Annotated in this window: 18 protein-coding genes, 1 tRNA gene and 2 rRNA genes; 12 read left to right on the top strand and 9 right to left on the bottom strand. The window is 66.4% G+C overall.

Annotated elements, in window-relative coordinates; all coding sequences use genetic code 11:
• From BGN95_RS13895 to BGN95_RS13885, 3 genes are all read left to right on the top strand, one after another.
• A 23S ribosomal RNA gene (locus BGN95_RS13895) occupies positions 1-169 on the top strand; the annotation flags it as partial.
• 112 nt (positions 170-281) lie between these two features.
• Positions 282-396 (top strand): 5S ribosomal RNA (rrf, locus tag BGN95_RS13890).
• 154 nt (positions 397-550) lie between these two features.
• A tRNA-Met gene (locus BGN95_RS13885) sits at positions 551-627 on the top strand.
• Positions 628-715: 88 nt separating this feature from the next.
• Here BGN95_RS13885 and BGN95_RS13880 read toward each other — a convergent pair.
• Positions 716-1,468, bottom strand: coding sequence for an SDR family NAD(P)-dependent oxidoreductase (locus tag BGN95_RS13880; protein WP_286772975.1), 753 nt, complete (start codon positions 1,466-1,468; stop codon positions 716-718).
• Positions 1,469-1,587: 119 nt separating this feature from the next.
• Between BGN95_RS13880 and BGN95_RS13875 the strand changes: the two genes are divergently transcribed.
• The 9 genes from BGN95_RS13875 (at position 1,588) to BGN95_RS13835 (ending at position 8,810) form a co-directional block, all read left to right on the top strand.
• The gene (locus BGN95_RS13875; protein ID WP_286772974.1) at positions 1,588-2,286 is read left to right on the top strand and encodes a carboxymuconolactone decarboxylase family protein; all 699 of its coding nucleotides are present in this window, start codon (positions 1,588-1,590) and stop codon (positions 2,284-2,286) included.
• Between the two features lie 72 nt (positions 2,287-2,358).
• A complete protein-coding gene (locus tag BGN95_RS13870) occupies positions 2,359-2,967 on the top strand; it encodes a TetR/AcrR family transcriptional regulator (RefSeq protein ID WP_265314358.1) in 609 nt (202 codons plus the stop codon).
• A 6-nt stretch (positions 2,968-2,973) separates the two neighbouring features.
• The gene (locus BGN95_RS13865; protein ID WP_432423354.1) at positions 2,974-3,747 is read left to right on the top strand and encodes a helix-turn-helix transcriptional regulator; all 774 of its coding nucleotides are present in this window, start codon (positions 2,974-2,976) and stop codon (positions 3,745-3,747) included.
• A gap of 84 nt (positions 3,748-3,831) precedes the next feature.
• Positions 3,832-4,257, top strand: a complete 426-nt coding sequence (locus BGN95_RS13860) for a Zn-ribbon domain-containing OB-fold protein (RefSeq protein ID WP_286772973.1) — start codon at positions 3,832-3,834, stop codon at positions 4,255-4,257.
• Complete coding sequence (locus BGN95_RS13855) at positions 4,254-5,402, top strand: thiolase family protein (protein WP_286772972.1); 1,149 nt, start codon at positions 4,254-4,256, stop codon at positions 5,400-5,402. The genes BGN95_RS13860 and BGN95_RS13855 overlap by 4 nt, the downstream gene beginning before the upstream one ends.
• The gene (locus BGN95_RS13850; protein WP_286772971.1) at positions 5,402-6,583 is read left to right on the top strand and encodes an acyl-CoA dehydrogenase family protein; all 1,182 of its coding nucleotides are present in this window, start codon (positions 5,402-5,404) and stop codon (positions 6,581-6,583) included. The genes BGN95_RS13855 and BGN95_RS13850 overlap by 1 nt, the downstream gene beginning before the upstream one ends.
• 22 nt (positions 6,584-6,605) lie before the next feature.
• The gene (locus tag BGN95_RS13845) at positions 6,606-6,779 is read left to right on the top strand and encodes a thiolase family protein (RefSeq protein ID WP_502688293.1); all 174 of its coding nucleotides are present in this window, start codon (positions 6,606-6,608) and stop codon (positions 6,777-6,779) included.
• A gap of 1 nt (position 6,780) precedes the next feature.
• Positions 6,781-7,794: an acyl-CoA dehydrogenase family protein gene (locus tag BGN95_RS13840; protein ID WP_286772970.1), complete on the top strand. Its 1,014-nt coding sequence runs from the start codon at positions 6,781-6,783 to the stop codon at positions 7,792-7,794.
• On the top strand, positions 7,791-8,810 hold the full coding sequence (locus BGN95_RS13835; protein ID WP_286772969.1) for an NADP-dependent oxidoreductase: 1,020 nt from the start codon (positions 7,791-7,793) through the stop codon (positions 8,808-8,810). The genes BGN95_RS13840 and BGN95_RS13835 overlap by 4 nt, the downstream gene beginning before the upstream one ends.
• 3 nt (positions 8,811-8,813) lie before the next feature.
• Here the strand turns inward: BGN95_RS13835 and BGN95_RS13830 are convergent, their stop codons facing one another.
• From BGN95_RS13830 to BGN95_RS13795, 8 genes are all read right to left on the bottom strand, one after another.
• On the bottom strand, positions 8,814-9,005 hold the full coding sequence (locus BGN95_RS13830; RefSeq protein ID WP_286772968.1) for a hypothetical protein: 192 nt from the start codon (positions 9,003-9,005) through the stop codon (positions 8,814-8,816).
• Between the two features lie 28 nt (positions 9,006-9,033).
• Positions 9,034-9,789 carry an SDR family NAD(P)-dependent oxidoreductase gene (locus BGN95_RS13825; protein WP_286772967.1) on the bottom strand — a complete coding sequence of 252 codons (756 nt, stop codon included), beginning with the start codon at positions 9,787-9,789 and terminating at the stop codon, positions 9,034-9,036.
• Complete coding sequence (locus BGN95_RS13820) at positions 9,786-10,679, bottom strand: SDR family NAD(P)-dependent oxidoreductase (protein WP_286772966.1); 894 nt, start codon at positions 10,677-10,679, stop codon at positions 9,786-9,788. Before BGN95_RS13820 ends, BGN95_RS13825 begins: the two co-directional genes overlap by 4 nt.
• Complete coding sequence (locus BGN95_RS13815; protein WP_286772965.1) at positions 10,679-12,010, bottom strand: spinster family MFS transporter; 1,332 nt, start codon at positions 12,008-12,010, stop codon at positions 10,679-10,681. Before BGN95_RS13815 ends, BGN95_RS13820 begins: the two co-directional genes overlap by 1 nt.
• A 9-nt stretch (positions 12,011-12,019) precedes the next feature.
• Positions 12,020-13,357, bottom strand: coding sequence for an FAD-dependent oxidoreductase (locus BGN95_RS13810; protein ID WP_286772964.1), 1,338 nt, complete (start codon positions 13,355-13,357; stop codon positions 12,020-12,022).
• A gap of 16 nt (positions 13,358-13,373) precedes the next feature.
• Positions 13,374-15,809 carry a TonB-dependent receptor gene (locus BGN95_RS13805; protein WP_286772963.1) on the bottom strand — a complete coding sequence of 812 codons (2,436 nt, stop codon included), beginning with the start codon at positions 15,807-15,809 and terminating at the stop codon, positions 13,374-13,376.
• 61 nt (positions 15,810-15,870) lie between these two features.
• Complete coding sequence (locus tag BGN95_RS13800; protein ID WP_265314343.1) at positions 15,871-16,947, bottom strand: phosphotransferase family protein; 1,077 nt, start codon at positions 16,945-16,947, stop codon at positions 15,871-15,873.
• The coding region (locus BGN95_RS13795; RefSeq protein WP_286772962.1) for an acyl-CoA dehydrogenase family protein at positions 16,944-18,049 on the bottom strand (1,106 nt) is incomplete at its 5' end. The genes BGN95_RS13800 and BGN95_RS13795, both read right to left, overlap by 4 nt.

The raw sequence follows: 18,049 nt of genomic DNA, 5'->3' as shown, positions 1-18,049 counted from the left end.
GCAGGGTAGCTATGTACGGACGGGATAACCGCTGAAAGCATCTAAGCGGGAAGCCTCCCTCGAGATAAGATTTCTTAGGACGGTGAAAGACCATCACCTTGATAGATCGGATGTGGAAGCGCGGTAACGCGTGGAGCTAACCGATACTAATTGTCCTAGTCGCGCTTGAGAGTCCCACCATCAATGTCAGCCCTGGGCTGCACATGGCGGTGGATGATCATCCAGCCAGTGCATCGATTTTAATACCCAAACCTTCTCACGAACGCTCACCTGCTTCATTGCCTGGTGGCCATAGCGTCGGTGTCCCACCCGATCCCATCCCGAACTCGGACGTGAAACCCGACTGCGCCGATGGTACTATCGCCTAAGCGATGGAAGAGTAGGTCGTCGCCAGGCATTGCAGCCGGTGAGCAATCGCGAAGAAGAGCACGGTAAACCCATTCACATTCCAAGGCCCCCGCGTGGGCGCATGACGCCTCCGCTCCGACGGAGGCGTTCGCGTCTCTGCCTCAGGCCAAGGACACAGGGTCTTCAAGACCCCATTCGGTGACGCGGGGTGGAGCAGCCCGGTAGCTCGTCAGGCTCATAACCTGAAGGTCACAGGTTCAAATCCTGTCCCCGCAACCATCGATCCCATAACTACCCCCGCCGTACCCACGGCGGGGGTTGTTGCGTTCTTGGGCGCCACTCAAAATAGCTAATCACGGTCGCTTGGTTATTGCGCGGTCGAGCCGCCGTCGATGACGAGCTCGGCCCCGGTCATGTATTTCGACGCATCGCTTGCGAGGAACAGGATGGCGTCGGCGATCTCGTCGGGGGTGCCGATCCGACCGACCGGTATGTCGGCGAGCAAGCGAGCGGCGATTGCGGGGTCGGCGTGAACGCCGGCGCTGAGCGGCGTGGCGATATGGCCCGGATGGACCGAATTGGCGCGGACGCCATTGCCCAAAGCCGCGCATTCGAGCGCGGTCGCCTTGGTGAACATTCGTACCGCGCCCTTCGCCGCGCAATAGCTACCGGTATTGGCGGCGGCGGCGATGCCGCGGATCGACGACATATTGACGATCGCGCCGCTCCCCGATCGTGCCAGGAGCGGTAGCAGGTGTTTCGTCGCGAGAAACACGCTGTCGAGATTGACCGCCATGATCGCGCGCCAATGGTCGAGCGAGGTGTCCGCGATCGAGCGGAACACGCCGAATCCCGCGTTGTTGACCAGGATATCGAGGCGTCCGGCGTCCCGGTCGATCTCATCGGCCAATTTCGTCCACGCAGCTTCGTCGGTGACATCCATCGTGACGCCGCGATGCCGGCCGGCACCGAGCGACTCGACTGCCGCGGCCAGCCGTCCGGCATTGCGGTCGACCAGGATGAGGGCTGCGTCCGCCGCGGCGAAGCGGCGCGCGGTCGCGAGCCCGATTCCCGATGCCGCGCCGGTCACCAGCGCGACCTTGCCGGTTAGATCGTCCATCTAAAAGCCGCCTTTCCTGGTCCTCATCACGCTGACCAAACCGTCCGTTGACGTGTTCGCGATCCTGCCGTTAGCATAACCGTCCGACCGGTTGGTCTAGCAAAAAGGAGAGGCGCGCAATGACCGCAGCTGCGGTAGCACTCAGCGCTGTGGGGCGTGTTCGCGCCTACGCGCCAAAGACCTTGGCGGGGTATCGCCGCTTCCGGTCGGTGATCGAGAACGACGGCGCCTTGCCGAAAACGCTCAAACATCTGTTTGTCGCGGCGGCGGCGTGCGTGAAGGGCTATCCCGACATGGCCGAGCGCGAGCTGCGCGCCGCGGCAGCAGCGGGGCTCGACGTCGAGCTTGCCGGATGCGCCGTGGCGATCCTCGCGAGTTCGCGTGGCGAGGGCGCCGCACTACGCTTCGAATCGATCTACGCGCGCGTCTATCCCGACAGTGCCCGGATCGAGGCCGATGAGCGTGAGCTGGTTGTCGCGCCGGGCGAGGCGGAGCGGAATTTCCTCGCTTATTTCAAAACGATGCCGCCGTCGCTCGGCAAGTTGCTCGATCTCGTGCCGGTCGGGGGCGATGCTTATTATCTGATGCGGGAGGGAACGCTGTCAGGCACCGCACTCGCGCCGCGCCATGCTGAGCTGTTGTTGGTGACGGTGCTGGCGGCGGATTACAGCAACTGGGCGTCAGTGCATATGGACGGTGCGCGGCGCGCGGGTGCGACCGAGACCGAAGTTGCCGAGGCGGTGTTGTGCGCGGTGCCGGTCGCCGGCCTGTCGGCCTGGGGGGTCGGCGCGACGGCGATGGATGCCGGGACGAAATGAGCAATGCTCCCCTGTCTTGAGTTCGCGAACGTGCCGGGGCAGGTTCTCGAAATAACAGAGAAAGGATGATCGATGGGCGCCAAGCCAGCGCGAAAACATCGGACCACCGAAGCGCATGACGAAAAGCGCATCGAAATCATCCAGCATTGCGCCACGCTGTTCGACAAGGTCGGTTTTCACAACACGTCGATGCAGATGCTTGCCGACGAGGTCGGGTTGGGAAAGCCGACTCTCTATCACTATTTTCCCAGCAAGCTGTCGATCCTCTACGCGATTCACGAGACGCACATTTCTGCGCTGCTGGACGGACTGAAACACGGCGCGGGCACCGATCCGGTCGACTCCCTGCGCTCGGCATGCGTCGACATCCTCGGCCAGATCGCCACGCACCCCGGCTATGTCCGCGCCTTCATGGACAATTACGGCGACCTCGAAGGCAAGATGCGCGAGGCGATCCGTACCCGCCGCCGCGACTATTTCGACAGGGTCAAGGCGCTCATCATCGAAGGCGTCGAGAGCGGCCGGTTTCGCGCGGTCGACCCGGTGATCACCACCTACGGTTTCCTCGGCATGTGCAACTGGGCATACAAATGGTATCCCCCGATGGCGAAAACGCGCACGCCCGAAGAGGTCGCCGATGCGTTGTGCGGTCCATTCTTCGACGGCCTGAAGGCGGGATAGGACGCGATGCACGTCGACGAGGACATGCTGACCGCGGTGCGTGTCCGATCGCTGGCGGAAATCCGGCTGGCCGCGGAAGCGTTGCGCGACGCGGTGCACGGTCTGGCCGGCCTGAAAGTAGCGGTCACCGACAATATCGCCGCGGCCGAGCCGATGAAGGATGCCGACGGCGTGATCCTGGCCGGCGAGGTCTTTGGTTTTTCGGGCGAGGATTCGCGCTGGTGGCGCTTTCCGCAGCTGGCGCTAACCTCACCGCTGCCGATGGCGTGCCGGTTCGAGAGCGAGCCGTTCTGGTGCAATGCCGAAGGTATCCGCACGCGCACGCCCAACGCGCTGCTTGCCGGGCTCGACCTTACCAACTTTCGCGAGCGCGCGCTGACCAGCGCGGCGATCGTCGCGCCGATCCATCTGCCGTTCGGGCAGATCGCGGCGGCGAGTTTTCTGTCGCCCGATCCCGCGGTCGACGATCTTTCAGCCCCGTTCGAGGCGGTCGGCGAGGCGCTGGCGCTGCTCGCGCGGATCTTCGTCGCAAGCTACGTCAAGGTCACCGAGCGGCGCGCGGCCAGCATCGCGCGGGTCATGCTGACCAAGCGCGAGGTCGAATGCCTGCGCTGGGCGGCGGCGGGCAAGACCAACGACGAGATCGCGATGATCGTCAATCTCAAGCGTACCACGATACGCTTCCACATCCGTTCGGCGGCGCAGAAGCTCGACGCGGTCAACCGCGATCAAGCCTTGTTCAAGGCCGCGCAGCTCGGCTTCCTCGGTACCTTGCGCTAGACCCTAGCCGAGATCCCTCGCTGACCCATTGGACAGAGGCGTTGTTCGACCTGCCCGACTAGGTTTTGGGGCAGGAGGACGGATATGCCTGATCTGGCACCGCCGATCGACGATCGGTTGCTGCATGTCGACGCGGACGGCGCCCTGACGCTGTTGGCGGCCCGCGAGCGCGAGAGTGGCCGACTGGTGTTCCCGGCGCCGGGAGATGCCGATCCCGGGCGATACGAATCCGTCCTCTTGCCGCGCGAAGGCCGGCTCTGGTCGTGGACGGTTCAGCGCTTCCGCCCCAAATCGCCGCCTTATGCGGGGCCTGAGGCATTCGCGCCTTATGCCGTGGGCTATGTCGCGCTCGGCGACGCAATTATCGTCGAGGGGCGGCTTACTGGCGCGCCGCTCGATGGCTTCGCGATCGACATGAAGATGCGGCTCGTCGCCGAACCCTTCATGCTGGAAAGCGGCGAGCGGCGGACGACGTTCGCGTTCGCCCCGATCACGGAGAAAGCGGCGTGAGCGATGTCTATATCGTCGGTGCCGGCATCCACCCGTTCGGGCGCACGCAGGAACGTACCGGGCTGCAGCAGGGTGTGTTCGCGGTGCGCCAGGCGCTCGGCCGCGCCGGGCTGGACTGGCGCGACATCCAATTCGCTTACGGCGGATCGGACGCCGCCGGCAAGGCCGACACGATGGTGTCCGAGCTCGGGTTGACCGGACTGCCGTTCATCAACGTTGCCAATGGCTGCGCGACCGGAGGGTCGGCGATGTTCGGCGCTTACTCGACGATCAAGTCCGGCGAGTTCGACCTCGGCATTGCGGTCGGCTTCGACAAGCACCCGCGTGGCGCCTTCGACCCCAAGCCCGCTGAATGGGGGCTGCCCGACTGGTATGGCGAGACCGGGCTGATGCTGACCACGCAATTCTTCGCCATGAAGATCCAGCGCTACATGGCGATGCACGGCATCACTAACCGCACGCTGGCGGCGGTCGCCGAAAAGGCCTTCGCCAACGGCGCGCTCGCCGGTCATGCCTGGCGGCGCGAACCGGTCGATGCCGAGACGATCCTGTCTTCGACGATGGTCAGCGACCCACTGACCAAGTTCATGTTCTGCTCGCCCGCCGAGGGCGCGGTCGCGCTGATCCTTGCCAGCGAGGCGAAGGCGAAATCGCTCGGCCTGCCCGCCGTCCGCCTGCGTGCGGTGGCGGTGCGCAGCCGCCCGCCGGGGTCGTTCGAGGTCTTTTCGCCCGCGCTCGACATCGCCCGTGGCCTCTCGCCGACCAGCATCGCGTCGCGCGCCGCCTATGAGATGGCCGGGGTTGGACCCGAGGACGTGGACCTCGCACAGCTTCAGGATACCGAGAGCGGCGCCGAGATCATGCACATGGCCGAAAATGGCTTCTGCGCCGACGGCGAGCAGCAAGCCTGGATCGCCGAAGGTCGCACCCGGATCGACGGAATTCTGCCGATCAACACCGACGGCGGCTGCCTTGCCTGCGGCGAGCCGATCGGCGCCTCCGGGTTGCGCCAGGTGTATGAAAATTACGTCCAGCTGACCGGGCAGGCGGGCGCGCGGCAAGTGACCGGCGATCCGCGGATCGGCTACAGCCACGTATACGGCGCGCCCGGCGTCTCGGCCGTAGCGATCGTAGAGCGGGCCTGATGGACCTCGTGCTTTCGCCCGAACAACGTGCCTTCCGGGAAGAGGTGCGCGGCTTCCTCGACACTGCGCTCACCCCCGCGATGCGGCGCGGTGCGGCGCTGACCTCGGGCGTCTTCGCCGAGCCCGACGTATATCGGGCGTGGCAGGGCGCGCTCGAGGCCAAGGGCTGGCTGACCTATTTCTGGCCGGCGAGCGCGGGCGGCCCAGGTTGGGGCGCGGTCGAGCGCTGGATTTTCGAGACCGAATGCGCACGGGCGGGGGCGCCGATCCTGCCCGGCATGGGGCTGAAGCTGGTCGGGCCGGTCCTCTACACCTATGGCACGCCCGAGCAGCAGCAACGCTTCCTGCCGGCGCTGCGTTCGGGCGAGCATGTCTGGGCGCAAGGCTTCTCGGAGCCCGGCTCGGGCTCCGACCTCGCCAGCCTGCGTACCCGTGCGGTGCGCGACGGCAACGAATATGTCGTGACCGGACAGAAGATCTGGACCACCCAGGCGCAGTTCGCCAATTGGCTGTTCGCGCTGGTGCGCACCGACCCGGCGGTCAAGCCGCAGGCGGGAATCTCGTTCCTGTTGATCGACATGGCCTCGCCCGGCGTCACCGTGCGCCCCATCCTGAGTGCGTCGGGCGATCATGAGCTCAACCAAGTGTTCCTGGACGAGGTTCGCGTGCCGGTCGCCAACCGCATCGGCGCGGAGGGCGAGGGCTGGGGCATCGCCAAGTTCCTGCTTGAGAACGAACGCGGCGGCACGGGTTATGCCCCGCAATTGCTCGCCGATCTCGATCGACTGGTCGCCGCGGCTTCACCGCTCGGAGCGCTGCTTGCCGATCGCGCGACGCGCCTCCGGCTCGAGGCCGAGGCGCTCGAAATGACCGAATTGCGGACGCTGCTGGAAATCGAGGAGGGTCAGCCACCCGCACCGCGCAGCCTCGCGATCAAGCTGGTCGCGTCGGAAATCCGCCAGGGGATCGAGACGCTGGCGGTCGACGTGTTCGGCCTCGCCGGACTCCAGCTGCCCGCCCAGCGCCCGTTCCATGCGGATGATGCGCCGCCGCTGGTCGGCCCGCCCGAGGCGGGGCTGGCTGCCGCCCGCTATCTCAACGCCCGTGCCTGGTCGATTTTCGGCGGAACGAGCGAGATCCAGCTCAACCTGATCGCGCGCGCCGCTCCGGCCGCGCCCTGACTTTCGCGAAAGGATCGCCTTCGTGGCCGACGCCTATATCGTTTCCGCCCGACGCACCGCCGGCGGCCGCCGCAACGGGCAGCTCTCCGATATTCACCCCGCCGACCTCGGCGCGCGCGTGCTCGACGCGATCGTCGCGGAGACCGGGGTCGATCCGGCGGCGATCGACGACGTCACCATCGTCGAGCGGGTCTGACATGCGGCTGGAGCCGAGCGAGGAACAGGCGATGCTGCGCGAGACGGTCGCGCGGTTCCTCGCCGATCGTGGTGAGGCGGCGGTGATCGGCGCCGCGCCGATGCCGGCGGCGGACTGGCGCGCGATGGCCGAGCTTGGGTTGTTCCGCTTCCTGTTGCCCGAGCGCGCCGGTGGTATGGGCGGCGGCCCGGATGACGCGATGATCGTCGCCGAGGCGCTGGGCAGGGGGCTGGCGATCACGCCGCTGGGTGAGGGCGTGATCGGCGCGGCCGACATCGTGGCGCGCTATGGCAACGACATGCTCGTCGAACGCTTCGTCGCGCCGGCCATGGCGGGCGAGGCGGTCCTGGCGCTGGCGGTGGGGGCGCTGCGCGAGGAAGCCGGCAGGGTATCGGGCAAGTTTGCGTTCGTGCGGTGGGCGCCGCGGGCGTCGGCGCTTGTCGTCTTGGGGGATAGCGCGGCTTATGTCGTGGCGCTCGATACGGATGGCGCCGCGCTGACGCCGCGGCGGCTCGCCGACGGGACGCCGGCCGCCTGCATCACGTTGATCGATTGCGAAGCGGCGCGAACCGCGCTGCCGCCCGGTGCCGCCGAAACGGCGCTCGCGATGATCGACCTGACGCATGCCGCAGAGATGACCGGCGCGATGGCGCTGCTTTATGCGCAGACCGTCGACTATGTCGCGACGCGGCGGCAATTCGGCGCCGCGATCGGGACGTTCCAGGCAGTCCAGCACAAGCTCGCGCGCATGTTCGTCGCGCTCGAACAGGCGCGGTCGCTGACGATCAAGGCGGCGGCCGTGGGACGCGACGACGCCGGATTCGTCCGCGCCGCGCGGTCGGCCAAGGCCTATGTCGCCCATGCGGCGCAAGTCCTGGCCGAAGAAGCGGTCCAGCTGCATGGCGGGATCGGCGTCACCAACGAATTGCCGGTCGGGCGCGGCCTGCGGCGGATCATGGTACTCGCGCGCTTGTTCGGTGGCGCGGGCGAAGCGCGGGAGAGGCTCGCGGCATGACGGTCAATCGCCGCTGGACGCTCGCGCGGCGGCCGATGGGGCGGGTCGCGATCGAAGACTTCGCGCTGATCGAGGAGCCGTTCGACGCGCCGACACTGCGGAGCGGTGAATTGCTGGTGCGCAATCGCGTGTTCGCGATCGCGCCGACGATCCGCAACTGGCTCAATCCGCCCGGACGCAGCGATCGCGGATCGATCCCGATCGGCGAGGCGATCGCGGGCATGGCGGGTTGCGAGGTCGTTGCCTCACGCCACCCCGATTGGCGAGCGGGCGATCGCCTGATCGCAATGGCGCGCTGGGAGGAGTGGAGCGTGATCGCGCCCGGAACGGCGGCCGTGCCACCGTTCCGGCTGCCGGCGAAGATGGATTTCACGCAGGCGCTGGGGCCGCTCTCGCTCAACAGCCTGACCGCTTATTTCGGCATGACCGAGATCGGGCGCGTCGCTGCCGGCGACGTCGTACTGGTCTCGGGCGCGGCAGGATCGGTCGGGTCGGTCGCTTGCCAGATCGCGCGTATCCTCGGCGCGCGCGTCGTCGCGATTGCCGGCGGCGCGGATAAATGCGCGTGGTTGCGCGACGCGTGCGGCGTCGACGCCACAATCGACTATCGGCGTGAGGATGTCGCGGCGCGCCTTGCTGAAACGTGCCCGGACGGGATCGACCTGTTCTTCGACAATGTGGGCGGGGCGATCCTCGATGCCGCGGTCGACCGGATGGCGGCACACGGACGGATCGTGCTGTGCGGCCAGATCGCGGCCTATGACGGCGATGCGCCGGCGCGGGGGCCGAGCGACATGATGAAACTGGTCTATCGGCGAATCCGGATGGAAGGTTTCGTCGTCGGCGATTTCGTCGATCGCGCTGATGAGGCACGCGCGGCGCTAGGTAGCTGGATCGACGACGGAATGCTCGCGATGCGGGTCGATCGGCGTCAGGGTTTCGAGGCGATCCCGGCGGCGTTCGTCGACCTGTTCTCGGGCCGGAACGTCGGGACGCTGATCGTCGCGGCGGATTGAAGCTCAGAGTTGCGTCGCCAGCCGGTGCGCTTCGAACAAGGCTTGCGACAGGCGCCGCGGCGCGATGCAATCGCCGATCGTGTGAACCTCCAACCCGCGGTCCGAGAAGACGGCCGGTCCCGGCCCGGCGGTCGAGCGCCCGGTTTGCACAACCAGCAGGTCGGTCGCGATCGACCACTCCGCACCGCTGGTCACAGCGGAAAAAGCGACGCTCCGGCCGGCATCATTGTATGATCGTGCCGCCGTCGATGACCAGTTCGGCGCCGGTCATGTAGCTCGATTCGGCTCCGGCGAGGAAGAGGATGGCGTCGGCGATCTCCGCCGCCTGGCCGATCCGCCCGATCGGTATCTGGGCGAGCCGGGCCGCTGCCTTTGCAGGATCGGCGAAGGCCGCGGCCGCCATCGGTGTCTCGATCATACCGGGGTGAACCGAATTGGCGCGCACGCCGTTGCCGAGCGCCGCGCATTCGAGCGCGGTCGCCTTGGTGAACATCCGCACGCCGCCCTTCGAGGCGCAATAGGCGCCGGCATTGACGGCGCCGATGATACCGCGGATCGAAGACACGTTGACGATCGCCCCGTGGCCGGAAGACGCGAGGAGCGGCAGCATCGCGCGCGTGCCGAGGAACACGCTGTCGAGGTTGATCGCCATCGTTTCGCGCCACGTCGCCAAGCTGGTGTCGGCGATCGATGTCAGGGTCGCGATGCCGACATTGTTGACGAGGACGTCGAGGCGGCCTGCTTCCCGGGCGATACGCTCCGCCAGGATCGCCCAGGCTTCCTCGTCGGTCGCGTCGCACGCCGTCGCGTGATGCCGGCCGGGGCTGGGCAGCATCGCGACGGCATCCGCCAGCCGCGCGCCGTCGCGGTCGACGAGATAGACGCGCGCGCCCTCGGTCGCGAAACGGCGGGCGGCAGCCATGCCGATACCCGACGCGGCGCCCGTCACCAGCACGATTTGATCGGTGAACCGGCTCATGCCGTCTGCGGCCCGCGATCGAGCCCCGCGTCGCGGCGGCTCATTGCGACGATGTCGTCGAAATTGGGATTGGCGCGCGCCAATATGTCGTCCGCGCGCTGCCGGATCGCGCGGTCGAATGCCGTCGTGGTGAAGGCGTAGAAGCGATCCTCGGCGATCGCGTCGAATGCCATGTCGGCGGCTTGCTCGGCAGTAGTGGCGTTGCGGTAGAGCTCCTCGCGCATCGCCTCGAGCTCGGCGGATTCGCGCACCGGGCCGTCGCCATCGGCGAATTGGGCGGGGCGGTGGCGCTCGGCATCGTAGATGCCGGTCTTGACCAGACCCGGGCACAGCATCGTTACACCGATCGGCGCGCCGACCTCCTTCAATCCGGCGTAGAGCGCCTCGGTCGCACGGACAACGGCATGCTTGGCGGCACCGTAGCAAGCCGATCCCGACCCGCTGACCACGCCGGCGACCGATGCGGTGTTGAGAATGTGCCCGGGGCGGCCGGCGGCGATCATCCGCGGCACGAACACGCGCATGCCATGAACCACGCCATAAAGGTTGACGCCGAGCGACCATTGCCAGTCGCCCAAACCATATTCCCAGACTTTGCGATGGCGCCCGCCGGGAACGATCCCCGCATTGTTGCAGAGGAGGTCCACCGTTCCGAACCGGGCATAAGCGGCGTCGGCGAGCGCGATAACGCTGGCTTCGTCGGTCACGTCGCAACGTATGGCGAGCGCCCGATCTCGGCCGATCGTCGCGGCGACCGCTTCGGCCTGCTGCTCCTGGATGTCCGCCAGAACGACATTCATCCCCTCCGCCGCGGCGCGCCGGGCCAAAGCGGCGCCGATCCCGCTGCCCGCGCCGGTGATGACTGCGGTCTTGCCAGAAAAGTCGAACATCATGCTGGTCCTTGCATGGGGGATGAGGATTGGGCCGATCGTGCCATTGCCACCCGATACAACCGGGCGGCACGGAACAGGACCAGCGAGCCTGCAGCCGAGGCGGCGAGCGAGAGCGACAAGGCGTAGCGCAGCCCGTCATTGCCCGCGCCGAAATGCCGGATCAGGAGATCGCTCACCATGCCGGTGCACCAGGGCCCCAACCCGAGGCCGAAGAGGTTGAAGATCAGAAGCAACACGGCGTTGCTGAACGCCCGCATGTGCGAGGGCACGAGCGACTGCGTGACCGACAGCACGGGGCCGTAATAAGCGATCATCAAGAGTGCGGCGGCGCTCGCCATCGCGATCGACAGCCCGGTCGATGCCGTCAGATACTGCGCCAGCGACACGGGCACCGTCGCGCCGATCGTCAGCGCCATCATCCACACGCGCCAGCGCTGGTCGCGCACCGCCAGTCGGTCGGCGAGGTAGCCGCCCAGGAACATGCCGACGGCGCCGCCGGCGCCGCTCTGGATTGCCATCAGCAGTGCGACCTGCGGCAACGACAGGCCGTGGTTGCGGGTGAAGAACGGCGCGTTCCAGGTCATCATCGCATATTGCGCAAAACCGTGCAGCATCACGCCCAGGACGACATAGCGGAACGCCTTTTCGCGCCACAGGAAGGTCAGCGACGCCGCGATGGACAGGCTGGGTGTCTGCGTCTTTCCCTGCTCGAACCAGCCGCGCGGCGGCTCCTTGATCAGCGCCATCGCGATCGGCGCCAGCGCCAGCCCGACCGCGCCGACGACGGCGAACGACCATCGCCATCCGAGCGCGCCGGCGAGCCAGCCGATCGCGCTGTAGCCGAGCATCAGGCCGACCGGCAGCGCCAGGCCCCAGGTCGACATGGCGGTGGCGCGGCGGTCAGGCGGATAATAATCGGCGATCAGCGACACGCTCGCCGGGACGCTCCCCGACTCCCCGATCGCGACGCCGATCCGGAAAAAGACGAGTGTCGCGAAGCCGGCCGCCAGGCCGCTCAGGCCGGTCATCGCGCTCCAGATCGCCAGCGAGACCGCGACGAGGAGCCGCCGGCTCATGCGATCGGCGAGTCGCGCGACGGGCAGCGACAAGGTAGCGTAGAACAGCGCGAAGGAGAGCCCGGTCAATGCGCCCAGCTGCCCGTCCGACAGGCCGAGGTCGGTCTTGATCGGGATCTGCAGGATCGAGAGGATCGTCCGGTCGATATAGTTGAAGGTCGAGATCAGGAAGAGCGCGAACAGCGCGCGGCGGCGGACGCCGTCTTCGCGGGCGGATCCGGCCGGGACACCGATGTCGGAAAGAATGGTCATCGCGATTCCTCAGGCCCAGCCGGCCGAGCGCGCGGCGGTGATCCCAAAGGTCGCGGCGAGCGCCAGCCCTCCGGCATAGCCGCGGCCGAAAGCGCCGCCGGCGTCGCTGCCCGCCGCGAACAGCGCGGGGACGGGCGTGCCGTCGGCGCGCAACACCCGCGCGCCGGTATCGATCGTCAGTCCGCCGAAAGTGAAGGTGATCGCCGGATGTACGATCAGTGCGTAGAAAGGCGGCTTGTCGAGCGCGGCGAAATCGTCGGTGCGCGGCGGATCCATCACTTCCCAGCCATGCCGCGCCTGGTGATTGAACGCGGCAATCGTCGCGCAGGTCGCCGCGCCGTCGAATCCATGCGCGTCGGCGAAAGCTGCGACTTCGTCGAGTGTCCCGGCGACCACGCCCTTCCCGCCATTGTCGATCGCGACCTGCATCTTGTCGAGCGGGATGCCGACCGAGACCACCGGCACAGTGGCATATGCTGCATGCGCGCGCGAATCCCAGAAGCAGATCGCCCGTGAGCCGGGTTGCCGCACCGTCTGGGCGGTATTGGCGTGATCGCCAAAGCTTTCGTCGCAGAACCGCTCGCCCGCTTCGTTGATCAGCAGGGCATGCTCCGAATGATATTGCGACAGCGCGACATAGAGCCGCTCGTCATCCCACACCCGCGGTTCGCTGACGAGATGGCCGTAAAAGCCGGCATTCGTGCCCGCGACCTCGCCGCCGGCCGCCGCGCCGAGACGCAGCCCGGCGCCGTCGCTGATCGGATTCGCGCGCAGCAGCATCCGTTCGGCCTGGGGATGGATGTAGCGCGCGCGCAATTCGGGGGACGCCTGGTATCCGCCGGTCGCGAGCAAGGTCGCGGCTGCCCGCACGGTCACCTCGCCGTCCACGTGCCGCGTTCGTGCCCCGGTCACCGTGCCATCCTCGTCCTGCAGCAACGCGGTGGTTTCCGTCTCGAGGATGACGAAGCCGCCATGCTGTTCGACCAAGTCCGCGCAGCCGCGGATATGGGCGTGGATGTCGATCTGATACCCTTGGCCGTGGAGCACGTCGATCCGGGGCGACATCTGGATGCCGCGGCTACGCAGCCAGGCAACCGCCGCGGGATAGGTGTCGAACACGATACCGGCGAGCGCCGGATCACCCCCGCCGTACAGTTCGATCTTCTCGCGCGACGACGCGGTCCAGAACACGCCCCCCGACAGCAAAGCCGATCCGCCCAACGCTGCCGCTTTCTCGACGACGATCACGCGCGCCCCGCGCGCCGCGGCCCAGCCGGCTGCGGACATTCCCGCCATGCCACCGCCGATGACCAGCAGGTCGCACGTGATTGTCGCTTCATCAGTCATGGAGCGTTCCGATGCGCTAGAACCTGGTTTCGACTTGCAGCAGCACCGCTCGCGGCTCGCCGGCGACGGTGAAGACTTCGCCTATGCCGCCCGGCTTGTCGACGCCGAGCGTTCCGTAGCGGCGGTTGGTGAGGTTGCGGCCGATCAGCGACAGCGCCCAACGGTCGTCCGCGGTCGCGATCCGTGCCCCGGCGTTGAACAGGGTGAAGCCCTTTTGGAACGACACCGGGTTGAGGTTGAGCCCGGTATAATAGCCCGACGTATAGCGCAGATCGGCGTTGAGCGTCAGGCGGTACTGCGAAGACAGGTCGAATCCCTGCACGATCCCGGCCGTCACCACCCAGTCGGGCGCGCGATAGACGGGCTTGCCCGAGAGATCCTGGTGCGCCGGTATCGATCCGGCGGCCGGGATGCACCCCGTCGCGACGGTCTGGCCGGCATAACATTGGGCGATCGGGAAGGACTGAAAATAGGCGTCGTTGTAGGAGGCCGTCGTCCGCAAGGTGGTATTGCGCGCGGGACGATAGGATGCCTCGAATTCGATTCCCCTGGTGATCGTGCTGGCCGCGTTCTGGGTCGCGTAGACGGGGGCTCCGTTCGGCAGCACGAGCAGCGAGGTCAGCGGCAGCCCGGTATATTTGTAGCTGAACGCGGTGAGCGTGGTGGTGAGCTTGCCGTTAAACAGCGACGCCTTGGTTCCCAGCTCGAAGCCGCGCACCTTCTCCGCGTTGAAACTCAGCGTATCTTTCGTTGCGGTCGACGCGAGAATACCCGGATTGGAATATCCGCCCGCCAGATAGCCCGTCTTGTACGCGCCGTAGATCAACACGTTGCGATGCGGATGCCAACTCAACGTCGCTTCGGGCGAGAAATTGTCCGCGCTCTTTTCGCCATTGATAATCGTGCCCACCGGCAGGATTCCGACCGCGTTGGAGTTCACGAAGGTGCTGAAGCTGTTGATCTTGTTCTTCTGCCACGTGTAGCGCCCGCCGCCGGCAAGCTCGAGGGTGTCGGAGAATTTGACGATCAATTGCCCGAACCCCGAAAATGCCGTGCTCTCGTTGTGTTGTTCGTTATCATAGGCATGGAATTTGCCGGTCGTGGCATCGGGCAGCAACGCACCGTTGGCGCCGCCGACGTACAAGGTCCGCTTGTTCTGTTCATAATGGCCACCAAACGCGACGTTGAACATACCGTCGAATGAGGTGACGGCGCGGACCTCCTCGTAGAAGCTCTTGTTCTTCTCGTTGCTGTACGACCAGAATTGCGAATAGGCCGTGCCGTCGGCATTGCCCTGGCTGACATAGGCGTAATCATAATAGCCGGTGACCGAGGTCAGCTTGATCTTCCCGGCGGTGTAGTTGAGCGTCAGCGTCGGCAGATAGGTATCGTCGCTGGAAAAGGGGCGGCCATTGTCGTGCGCCTTCACCTGCGGCCAGAGGTTGATGATGGTTGGCGACAGCCAGCCCTGTGACGACCGGTCGTCGAGCTTGCAGTCGCCCGTCGGATCCAGCAGCGCCGCGCCCGCGCCCGGCCGCGCCCGGCCGACAGGGCAGCCCATGACTTCGTCGAAGCTCTGCAGGCTCTGGCCTTGATAGCGACTGACGAGCATCTTGAAGGTCGCGTCGAAATTGCCGTCCTCATATTTGAGCGTGAACCGCCCGGCGAGCTTCTTCTCGGCGCCGAGCCGGCTCTGCGCGGGGGGGACGAAGATGCTTCCGGTCGCGGCGCTGCGGAGCAGGTCGGGGACGCCGTTGTTCATGTTGCGGATATAGCCCTGGCTCTGACTCGCAAAGAGCGCGAGGCGGGCGCTGAGCTTGTCGGTGATCGGCCCCGACACCGCCGCCTCGATCGAGGCGGTATCAGCGTTGAATTCATAGCCGCCGCGGACGAAGCCGGAAAAAGTCCGCGTCGGATCGGCCGACTTGATCGACACCACGCCACCGGGGGAGTTCTTGCCGAAGAACAATGCCTGCGGCCCCTTGAGGACGTCGACCGACTCGATGTCGAACAGGGCATCGTTGAGGATACGTCCGCGGCTCATCGCCATGCCGTCGAAATCGAGCAGCACCGATTGCTCGATACCGGCGTCGAGGCTGGCCGAGCTGACGCCGCGCATCGTGATCGAGGTGCCCGACCCCGTGAAACCGCGGTCGAGCGATACTTGCGGCGCTAGGATCTTGATATTGGCGACCGAAGTCAGGTCGTACTGTCGGATTTGCGCGGGCGTGATGACGGTGGCCGCGACGGGGACGTCGATCAGGCGCTCCGCACGCCGCCGCGCAGTCACGACGACGTCCGCATCGTTAGCCTGAGCCTTTGCCGTATCGGCCGCGGCTTGCGGCACGGCGGCCGAGGCGCCAGCGGCCGCCGGTTGTTCCTGCGCGGTGGCGGGCGTCGCAAGGGCGGTGGCAAGGGCGCCAAGCGCGGAACTCCAGAATAGCTTGTCCATGTTATTTCCCTCTCCCTTTATGTGATCGCCCCGGTCTCGCCGACGTCATTTCGTTGTGATGTCAGCTTGCGCCCGCTTGCTCGGCCGCACGCCACGCGGCCTTGGCCAGGGGGTCGATGCGCTCGATGATTTCGCCGGCATTCGCCGCTGTTTGCACGCCCTCGCGTGCGCGTCCGGCGATCCCCTGGAGAATGGCGGCGACGCGAAACAGATTGAACGCGATGTAGAAGGGATGCGTCGGGTCAACATCGAACCCGGTGCGCTCGCGATAGCGCCGGGCGTAATCCGCGGGGCTGGGGATGCCGAGCGCGTCGAGGTCGGCGCCTGCCAGCGTGCCGCGCACATCGACGCCTTCCGGTCGGGTCCATTCCATCATGTGGTAGCTGAGGTCGCCGAGCGGATCGCCGAGCGTTGACAGCTCCCAATCAATCACCGCCACCACGCGCGGCTCGGTCGGGTGGACCAGCAGATTGTGGAACGAATAATCGCCGTGAATGATCGTCGTGCGCTCGGGCAACACCGGGATCGCGCCGGGCAGCCAGGCGATCAGCTTGTCCATTTCCGGAATGTCGCGAGTGCGCGAAGCGTCGTATTGGCGTGACCAGCGCGAGATCTGACGAGCGAAATAATTGCCCGGCTTGCCGTAATCGCGGAGCCCGATCGCCTCGTAATCGACGCTGTGGAGTGCCGCGAGCGCGGCGTTCGCCGAATCGTAGATCGCGGCGCGGTCGTCGCGCGACAGGCCGGGCATCCTGGGGTCCCAGAAAGCACGGCCGGGCACGTGGCGCATGACGTAGAACATCGTGCCAATAACGTCGGTGTCCTCGCACAACACCAGCGGTTCGGGCACCGGCAAGCCCGCGTCGAACAGCGCGCGCGTGATGCGGTATTCGCGATCGACGGCATGCGCCGACGCGAGCAGCACGCCTGCCGGCTTGCGGCGCAGGACCAGCTTGCCGGCATTGGTTTCGAGCAGGAAGGTCGGGTTCGACTGCCCGCCCTGGAACTGGCGGACTCCGATGTCGCCGGTGAGGCCTGGAATGGTGCCGCGCAGGTAGCGCGCAAGTTGGTCCTCATCGAACTGGCTGCCCGGGGGCACGGCGACGGTGGCGCCGATCTGTGCGGCGGGCGCGCTCATGCCGCTATCCTTGCGGTGCGATATTTGTCGAGCTCCATCCGCGCGAGCTGGCGTTCATGGACTTCGTCGGGCCCGTCGGTCAGACGGACGATGCGCGTGTTGGCCCACAATTCGGCGAGCCCGAAATCGTCCGAAACGCCGCCGCCGCCATGTGCCTGGATCGCTTCGTCGACGATCCGCTGTGCCATGCGCGGCGCCGCGATCTTGATCATCGCGATCTCGGCGCGCGCGGCCTTGTTGCCGACCGTGTCCATCATGTGCGCCGCCTTGAGGCAGAGCAGCCGCGCCATCTCGATCTCACACCGCGCGCGGGCGATCCGCTCCTCCCACACCGAATGCTCGGCGATCGACTTGCCGAAGGCGTGGCGGTCGACCAGCCGGCAGCACATCTTCTCGAGCGCGACCTCCATCGTCGCGATGTTGCGCATCGTGTGGTGGATGCGGCCCGGGCCGAGCCGGCCCTGTGCGATCTCGAACCCCCGTCCTTCGCCGAGCAGCAGGTTCTCGGCAGGGACGCGCACTTCTTCCAGAAGAACCTCGAAATGACCGTGGGGAGCGTGGTCGTAGCCGAAGACGGGCAGATGCCTGACCAGGGTGACGCCGGGCGTATCGCGCGGCACCAGGATCATCGATTGCTGGTTATAGGCGGGTGCGTCAGGGTCGGTCTTGCCCATCAGCACGAAGAAATCGCATTTGGGGTGGCCCGCGCCCGATGACCACCATTTGCGGCCGTTGATCACATAATGCCTGCCGTCGCGCCGGATCTCGGTCTGGATGTTGCGCGCGTCGGACGAAGCCACGGCGGGTTCGGTCATCAGGAACGCCGACCGCGTGACGCCGTCGCGCAGCGGCACCATGAAGCGCTCTTTCTGTGCCGGCGTGCCGTAGCGATGGAGCACCTCGAAATTGCCGGTATCGGGCGCCATGCAGTTGAACACCTCGCTCGCGAACGAGACGCGGCCCATCAATTCGGCGATCGGGGCATAGTCGAGATTGCTGAGCCCGGGGCTGGTGAAATAGGCGTCGTCATGCGCCGATGGGGGCATGAAGAAGTTCCACAATCCCTCTGCTTTCGCCTTGGCCTTGAGCGCCTCAAAGACCG

Source organism: Sphingomonas sp. 66-10 (genome assembly GCF_001897045.1).
Classification (GTDB): Bacteria; Pseudomonadota; Alphaproteobacteria; order Sphingomonadales; family Sphingomonadaceae; genus Sphingomonas; species Sphingomonas lycopersici.
This window is presented reverse-complemented; position numbering and strand designations above follow the sequence as displayed.

Bases quoted from the DNA above. Each gene is read 5' to 3' on its own strand.
- BGN95_RS13880 (WP_286772975.1), bottom strand. From the start codon at position 1,468: ATGGACGATCTAACCGGCAAGGTCGCGCTGGTGACCGGCGCGGCATCG.
- BGN95_RS13875 (WP_286772974.1), top strand. From the start codon at position 1,588: ATGACCGCAGCTGCGGTAGCACTCAGCGCTGTGGGGCGTGTTCGCGCC.
- BGN95_RS13870 (WP_265314358.1), top strand. From the start codon at position 2,359: ATGGGCGCCAAGCCAGCGCGAAAACATCGGACCACCGAAGCGCATGAC.
- BGN95_RS13865 (WP_432423354.1), top strand. From the start codon at position 2,974: ATGCACGTCGACGAGGACATGCTGACCGCGGTGCGTGTCCGATCGCTG.
- BGN95_RS13860 (WP_286772973.1), top strand. From the start codon at position 3,832: ATGCCTGATCTGGCACCGCCGATCGACGATCGGTTGCTGCATGTCGAC.
- BGN95_RS13850 (WP_286772971.1), top strand. From the start codon at position 5,402: ATGGACCTCGTGCTTTCGCCCGAACAACGTGCCTTCCGGGAAGAGGTG.
- BGN95_RS13840 (WP_286772970.1), top strand. From the start codon at position 6,781: ATGCGGCTGGAGCCGAGCGAGGAACAGGCGATGCTGCGCGAGACGGTC.
- BGN95_RS13835 (WP_286772969.1), top strand. From the start codon at position 7,791: ATGACGGTCAATCGCCGCTGGACGCTCGCGCGGCGGCCGATGGGGCGG.
- BGN95_RS13825 (WP_286772967.1), bottom strand. From the start codon at position 9,789: ATGAGCCGGTTCACCGATCAAATCGTGCTGGTGACGGGCGCCGCGTCG.
- BGN95_RS13820 (WP_286772966.1), bottom strand. From the start codon at position 10,679: ATGTTCGACTTTTCTGGCAAGACCGCAGTCATCACCGGCGCGGGCAGC.
- BGN95_RS13815 (WP_286772965.1), bottom strand. From the start codon at position 12,010: ATGACCATTCTTTCCGACATCGGTGTCCCGGCCGGATCCGCCCGCGAA.
- BGN95_RS13810 (WP_286772964.1), bottom strand. From the start codon at position 13,357: ATGACTGATGAAGCGACAATCACGTGCGACCTGCTGGTCATCGGCGGT.
- BGN95_RS13805 (WP_286772963.1), bottom strand. From the start codon at position 15,809: ATGGACAAGCTATTCTGGAGTTCCGCGCTTGGCGCCCTTGCCACCGCC.
- BGN95_RS13800 (WP_265314343.1), bottom strand. From the start codon at position 16,947: ATGAGCGCGCCCGCCGCACAGATCGGCGCCACCGTCGCCGTGCCCCCG.